Raw genomic sequence first — 6,286 nt, 5'->3', positions numbered from 1 at the left:
CGCCAGTCGCGCCGCAGCCGTGCCATCCGCCACGCGGAGCGACCGCCCTGCGCCGCGTCGACGAGCCGCATCCGGCCCTGCGCGAGCCGCGCCCTGTCCGGCGTGGGCGCTTCGGACCGCAGTTCACGCACCTTCGTCATCTCGTCCATCACTGCGCCACCTCCGAGGTGTCCACGACGAATGCCGGATCCGCACCGAGCGCGCTGCGCACCTTGCGCCGTGCCCGGTTGAGCCGGGAGCGCACCGTCCCCAGCGGGATGCCCAGGGCCTCGGCGACCTCCGGATACGAAAGGTCCGCCCAGGCGACGAGCAGCAGGACATGCCGGTCACCGCCGGAAAGCCCGGCGAGCGCGCCCGCCAGGGGCGCATGGGCCGACTGCGCCACGACCCGGCTGTCGGCCCGGTCCACCCAGGACTCGGCCACCGGATCGGCGCCGGTACGGGCAAGGGCGCGCAAACCCCGTATCTCCGCGCGCCGTTGCTTGCCGATCAGATTCGCCGCGATGCCGTACAGCCAGGGCCGCGCGTTCTCCCGCGACAGGTCGTAGCGGGAGCGCGTACGGAACGCGGCGAGGAAGGTCTCCGCCGTCAGATCGTCCGCGGCGCCGTCGCCGAGGCGACGGGCCGCATAGCGATGGATGTCGGGCGCGTACCGGTCGTAGAGCAAAGCGAACAACTCCGGCTGCGCCAGCGAGCGGTGGACCACCTCCGCATCGCCCTCGAGCGCGATCGCTCTGTTCACGTGGCCTCCCCCTGCCGAACTGCCCGGGTGTGCTCACCCCCTGTTACCCGCAGCGCCGAAGGCAGTTCACGCGGCCGGTCCGCGAGCAGCACCGCACACCCCGCGCCCACCGCCAGGACCGCGCACAGCGGCCACAGCAGTCCGGGCGCGGCACCGAGCACCGCGCCGCCGATGGGCGCGGCAAGGACCGTACCGCTGACCGAGACGCCCGCATACAGGCTCTGGAAACGGCCCTGCACATGCTCGGGCGCCTGGTCCGCGACATAGGCGGTGGCCGTGGTCTTGTAGAGGATCTCGCCGAGGGTGAGCAGGGTCATCGTGGCGATCGCCGAGGCGAGCACCGTCCCGGGGATCAGCATCGCGTATCCCGCGCCGACGAGGACCAGGCCGCAGCCGACGATACGCAGGGGCGGGCGGCTCTTCAGGGCGAGCGCGACGGGGAGTTCGAGCAGCAGGATCAGCCCGCCGTTGATGGCGATCATCCAGCCGTACACCCGGGCGTCCATGCCGTGCTCGGCGAGATGGACGGGGAAGGTCGTGTACTGCTGCCGGTAGACGAGGTCGACGATCAGGATCGCGCCGAGCAGCACCAACACCCCGGGCCTGGAGCGCAGTTCGGGCCACAGCTTGCCGGCGCCGCGGGCCGCGGGAGCCTTGGTGGCGCCCCGGGCGGGCACCATCCGCGCGGTCCAGCAGGCGAAGACCAGCGTGCCGATGCCGTCCGCGACGAACAGCCAGTCGTACGAGATCGAGGTGGCGACCAGCGCGCCGAGCGGCGGCCCGACGGTGAACCCGCCGTTGGACGCCGCCCGGATCACGGCGAAGGCCTGCCGGCGCCCGCCTTCCGGGACGAGGACCGTGACGAGCGCGGAGTTCGCGGCGCGGACCACTCCCGTCGCGTACTCGGCGAGCGGCAGCGCGAGGTAGAGGGCGGCGACGGGCAGCAGGGGCAGTACGGCGAGCAGGAGACCGGCGGACACGGCCGCGACCAGCAGGACGCGCCGGTGGCCGAAGCGGTCCCCGTACCAGCCGCCGGTGAAGTTCCCCGCGACCACGCCCAGGCCGCCGAGCCCGCTGATCAGGCCCGCTTCGGTGACGGGCAGGCCGCGCGGGCCGGTCAGATAGAGGAAGACATAGACGAACGTGAAGCTCACGAGCGCATTGACGAACACTCCCGCCGCAAGCAGCCATACGGCCCGCGGCACCACCCCACCTATACGCAACGCACCCACCCCACGAGTCAGTTTCTTTTGGGAACTGACTATGGCAGCATAATGAGCGGCAGGTCAACGGGAGCCGGGCAGCACGAAGGGCGCCGCACGGGACACCGCGAGGGCGCCGCACAGGGCGCCGCGAAGGGACGGCCATGGCACGCAGGACGAGCCTGGGCGATGCCGAGTGCGCCATCGCCCAGGCGCTGGACGTGGTCGGCGACTGGTGGACGCTCCTGATCGTCCGCGACTCCGCGCGCGGCGCCCACCGCTTCGAGGAGCTCCAGCGCGAACTCGGCATGTCCCGCAAGGTGCTCGCCGAACGTCTGAAGCTCCTCGTCGACGCGGGCGTCCTGGAGAAGGTCCCGTACCAGGAGCGCCCGGTGCGCCATGAGTACCGCCTCACGCCCCGCGGCCGCGGCCTGCTGCCGGTGCTGATCGCACTCCAGGACTGGGGAGACACCTGGGTGCTCGGAGAAGGGGAACTGATGGCCACGGCCACCGACACATCACGCGAAGCCGCACGGATCCACGCACTGCGCGGCACCCGCGTACCGGATGACGTCCAACTCGTCGGCAGCGACGGGGAGTTGCGCGACCCGGTGTCCGCAAGGACACCGTTCACGGTCCTGTACTGCTTCCCCGGCGCGTACGCCCGCAGCGAGTCCTATCCGCCGGGCTGGTCCGGTATCCCGGGCGCCCCCGGCTGCACCCTCGAATCCTGTACGTACCGCGACCAGCTCGCCGAGTTCACCGCGGCCGGCGCTTCGGTGCACGGCGTCTCGACCCAACGCCCGGACGAGCAGCGCGCGTTCGCCGAGAAGGAGCGGCTGCGCTTCCCGCTGCTCTCGGACGCCGACCTGGCGCTCGCGGCGGCGCTGCGCCTTCCGACCTTCCGCGCGGCCGGGGTGAGCCGGCTCAAGCGGCTGACACTGGTGATCGACCGCGAGCGGGTGATCCGCGAGGTCTTCTATCCGGTCACCGATATCGCGGCGAGCGTGGAGGCGGCGCTGACCGCGGTACGGGAGCGGCAGGCAGGCGGGCTGCCCGTACGGCTCGACGACTGACCGGCGCCCGCTCAGTCCGCCGACCGGCCAGCGCGCACCACCCGGTCCAGCATCTCCCTCGTATACGCCTCGTCGTACTCCCCGCCCGTCAGGAGCACTTGGAGACAGATCCCGTCGAGCAGCGCGACGACCGCCCGCGCCGTGACCCGGTCCACGCGGCGGACGAGGATCTCCTCGACCGAGGCGCACCACTCGGCCGCGACGGGCCGCAGCGCGGGGCGGCGCAGCGCGGCGAGGTACAGCTCGTATTCGAGCTCGACGCCGGTGCGGTCGCCGCCGAGCCACTCCCCCGTCAACTGGGCCAGCTCCGCGGCCAGATCGGCATCCGGCGCGAGCAGCGGCGCACGTTCGCGCACCGCCTTGCCGAAGCCCTCGTTGGCCTGGCGCAGCGCGGCGACCAGCAGATCGTCGAGGGTCTTGAAGTGATACGTGGTGGAGCCGAGCGGCACATCGGCCTCGGCCGCGACCGAGCGATGGCTGAGCCCGCCGATGCCCTTCTCCCCCACGACGCGGATCGCGGCGTCGATGATCCGCTGGCGCCGGTCCGGGTCGTATCTGCGGGCCATCAGCGCACCCCGTCCTCGCGCGCCACCCCGTTCCCGGGGGCCATCAGTGCGCCCCGCCCAGATTGAGCAGCACCACACCGCCGATGACCAGGACGATCCCGGCCAGCTTGGCCAGACTCGTGGACTCCCCGAGGAAGAGCATGCCGATCACCGCGACGGCCGCGGTACCGACGCCCGCCCAGATCGCATAGGCCGTACCGACCTGCATCGTCTTCAGCGTCTGCGCGAGCAGCGAGAAGGCGAGCAGATAGCCGGCGACCGTGGCGAGCGAGGGCCAGAGCTTGGTGAAGCCCTCGCTGTACTTCATGGCCGTGGTGCCGGCCACCTCCGCCGCGATCGCCGCGGCCAGCAGTCCGTATCCCATGTGTACGAGTGTACGCATCGTTGCGTACGGGTGTACATAACCGCGCACGGGACCTTGAGCGGGCCGTTGGGCCCTGTCTCCCGCCTACCTGCCGCGGCCAGACTGGTGCGGTTTCCCCAGCCCGCTTTGACCAGCCCCTTTGAACCAGCCCTCCGACCAGCCCTTCGACCAGCCTTCGACCCGCAGGAGACCAGGACGTGACGCACCCCGGCTGGGCCCCGCTCGCCCCGTACGCTCCCCCGCCGCCCCGGCCGGGCGTGATCCCGCTGGCCCCGCTCTCGCTCGGCGACTGCTTCGCGGCGCTGCCCGCCCTCGCGCGCCGCTACTGGCGTCCGCTGATCGGCCTGGGAGCCGGGGCCTTCGGCCTCGTCTACGCGCTCACGTATCTCTACTCGGCCGCCGCCGTCCTGTACCTGGGCTCGGACGACCCCTTCATCAGCCTCGACCAGGGCCCGAGCACCGCGCTCCTCCTGGTCCTCGCGATCTCCGTGGTCGCGGGGGCGCTGCTCACCCTCGTCTCCCACGCCTATGTCAGCGCCCTGTGCCCGGCCGTACTCCAGGAGGCGGTGCTCGGCCGGCCCGCACCGGCCGCGGAGCTGCACCGCCGTGCGCTGCGCCGCGTCCCCGCGCTCGTCGGCGCACTGCTTCTGATGACGCTGACCTGCGCGCTCCCCGTACTCGCGATCGCCGTCCTCACGCTGCTTTCGGGCCCGTTCACCTTGCTGCTGCTCCTGCCCGCACTGCCGTTCCTCGTCTGGTTCTGGATCCGCTGCAGCCTCGCGCCCGCGGTCGTCGTCCTGGAAGGCGCGGCTCCGCTGACCGCGCTGCGCCGCTCCTTCCGTCTCGTACGGGGGTCCTGGTGGCGGCTGTTCGGGATCCAGCTCCTGATGAGCGTGCTCGGCACAGTGGCCGCGACAGCACTGGTCCTGCCGTTCGACGCGCTCGGCGCGGCCCTGCCGGCGTACGGGGACACGGTCGAATTCCTGCTCGGCGGTCTGCTGCTGCTCCCGACCGTGGCCGGCGCCCTGCTGTCGACGCTCCTGTCCCAGCTGACGGTCGCCCTGCTCTACACGGACCGGCGCATCCGCCGCGAAGGCCTCGCGCCGGCCCTTGCGGAAGCGGCGTACTCCCCCCGCTGAACCCTGTCCGAGCTGGGCTAACGTATGCCGTCCGAACAAAGGAACGGAAGGCAGCGATGGCGCACCAGGGGTGGGGACCGCAGGGGCCGAACGGCCCGCAGGGACCGAACAGTCCGCAAGGGCCGTACGGTCCGCAGGGCTGGGGCGGTGCCCCCGGCTGGGGTGGCTGGCAGCCGCCCCCGCCGCAGCCTGGAGTCATCCCGCTGGCGCCCCTGGATATCGGGAAGATCTACAACGGTGCGTTCTCGACGATCGGCCGGTACGCGAAGCAGCTGTTCGGCGTGATGGGCGCGGGCCTCGCCCTGCTGATCGTCGCCATCGCCGGCTCGTTCGCGGTGGTCTGGGTCGTCGTCGAGGACAACTGGCAGGCGGTGATGGACGCCGACCGCCCGACGTGGTCCCTGCTCAGCCCGATCGTGACCGCCATCGTGGTGGTGTACGCGGTGCTCCTGTTGCTCACCTTGCTGGTGAACTCCTTCCTCACCGCCGTCAGCCCGGTCGTACTCGAACACGCCGCGCTCGGCCGGCGCACCACCTTCGGTGCGGTCTGGCGCCGCGCCTGGGCCCGTACCCCTTCGGTGCTCGGCGTCACCGTGCTCACCTATCTGCTGATCGCGATCCCGGTCGTCCTGTTCTTCCTGTTCTGGATCAGCGTGGTCATCGCGGTCGTGGCGACCGACAGCAGCTTCCTCTCGATCGGGGCCGTGTTCCTCCTCGGGCTGCTGATCATGCCGCTGGTGACCTGGCTCCTTGTGTCGTTCTCGTTCGCTCCCGCCGCCGCGGTTCTTGAATCCGCCGGTCCGATCACCGCCTTGAAGCGCTCGTACCGGCTGGTCCGCGGTGCGTGGTGGCGCACGTTCGGCATCCTGCTGCTCACCTGGATCATGGTGATGTTCGCCGGGTGGATCGTGCAGATCCCGCTGATGTTCGCGGGCCCGCAGCCCTCGTACGACACCTACGGCCCGTACGACGAACCGCCCTCCGATTTGGGCACGTTGCTCACCGACATGTACGGCGACTCCTTGGGCGGTCTGTGGACGTATCTGATTCTCAGCGCCGTGGTCGGCATGGTGGTCCAACTGCTGGCCACGGCCTTCACTCAGCTGGTCGGCGGGCTCCTCTACATCGACCAGCGCATCCGCCGCGAGGGCCTCGCGGACGGCCTGGCCCGGGCGGCCGCCCAGCAGTAGCGGCGCA

General features: G+C 71.3%; 7 protein-coding genes. 3 read left to right on the top strand and 4 right to left on the bottom strand.

Features of this window, described 5'->3' with window-relative positions; translation table 11 throughout:
* Positions 1 to 148: 148 nt before the first annotated feature.
* Both ABT367_RS03800 and ABT367_RS03795 read right to left on the bottom strand, forming a co-directional pair.
* Positions 149 to 742 carry an RNA polymerase sigma factor gene (locus tag ABT367_RS03800; protein ID WP_352249230.1) on the bottom strand — a complete coding sequence of 198 codons (594 nt, stop codon included), beginning with the start codon at positions 740 to 742 and terminating at the stop codon, positions 149 to 151.
* On the bottom strand, positions 739 to 1,974 hold the full coding sequence (locus tag ABT367_RS03795; RefSeq protein ID WP_434975391.1) for an MFS transporter: 1,236 nt from the start codon (positions 1,972 to 1,974) through the stop codon (positions 739 to 741). Before ABT367_RS03795 ends, ABT367_RS03800 begins: the two co-directional genes overlap by 4 nt.
* A 134-nt stretch (positions 1,975 to 2,108) precedes the next feature.
* On the opposite strand from ABT367_RS03795, the gene ABT367_RS03790 reads away from it, so the two are divergent.
* Positions 2,109 to 3,020, top strand: coding sequence for a winged helix-turn-helix transcriptional regulator (locus ABT367_RS03790; RefSeq protein WP_352249224.1), 912 nt, complete (start codon positions 2,109 to 2,111; stop codon positions 3,018 to 3,020).
* A gap of 11 nt (positions 3,021 to 3,031) precedes the next feature.
* Here ABT367_RS03790 and ABT367_RS03785 read toward each other — a convergent pair whose 3' ends face one another.
* The gene (locus ABT367_RS03785) at positions 3,032 to 3,586 is read right to left on the bottom strand and encodes a TetR/AcrR family transcriptional regulator (RefSeq protein ID WP_352249221.1); all 555 of its coding nucleotides are present in this window, start codon (positions 3,584 to 3,586) and stop codon (positions 3,032 to 3,034) included.
* A 43-nt stretch (positions 3,587 to 3,629) separates the two neighbouring features.
* A complete protein-coding gene (locus ABT367_RS03780; RefSeq protein ID WP_187812449.1) occupies positions 3,630 to 3,950 on the bottom strand; it encodes a DMT family transporter in 321 nt (106 codons plus the stop codon).
* Between the two features lie 197 nt (positions 3,951 to 4,147).
* On the opposite strand from ABT367_RS03780, the gene ABT367_RS03775 reads away from it, so the two are divergent.
* Entirely contained in the window at positions 4,148 to 5,089 is a 942-nt protein-coding gene (locus tag ABT367_RS03775) for a hypothetical protein (protein ID WP_352249219.1), read from the top strand.
* A gap of 56 nt (positions 5,090 to 5,145) precedes the next feature.
* On the top strand, positions 5,146 to 6,279 hold the full coding sequence (locus ABT367_RS03770; protein ID WP_352249218.1) for a hypothetical protein: 1,134 nt from the start codon (positions 5,146 to 5,148) through the stop codon (positions 6,277 to 6,279).
* Positions 6,280 to 6,286 lie beyond the last annotated feature (7 nt).

Origin of the sequence: Streptomyces mesophilus (assembly GCF_040300965.1) — a bacterium.
In the GTDB taxonomy this organism is placed as follows: domain Bacteria; phylum Actinomycetota; class Actinomycetes; order Streptomycetales; family Streptomycetaceae; genus Streptomyces; species Streptomyces mesophilus_A.
The sequence above is the reverse complement of the archived record's forward strand: the minus strand, read 5'-3'. Positions and strand labels throughout refer to the sequence as shown.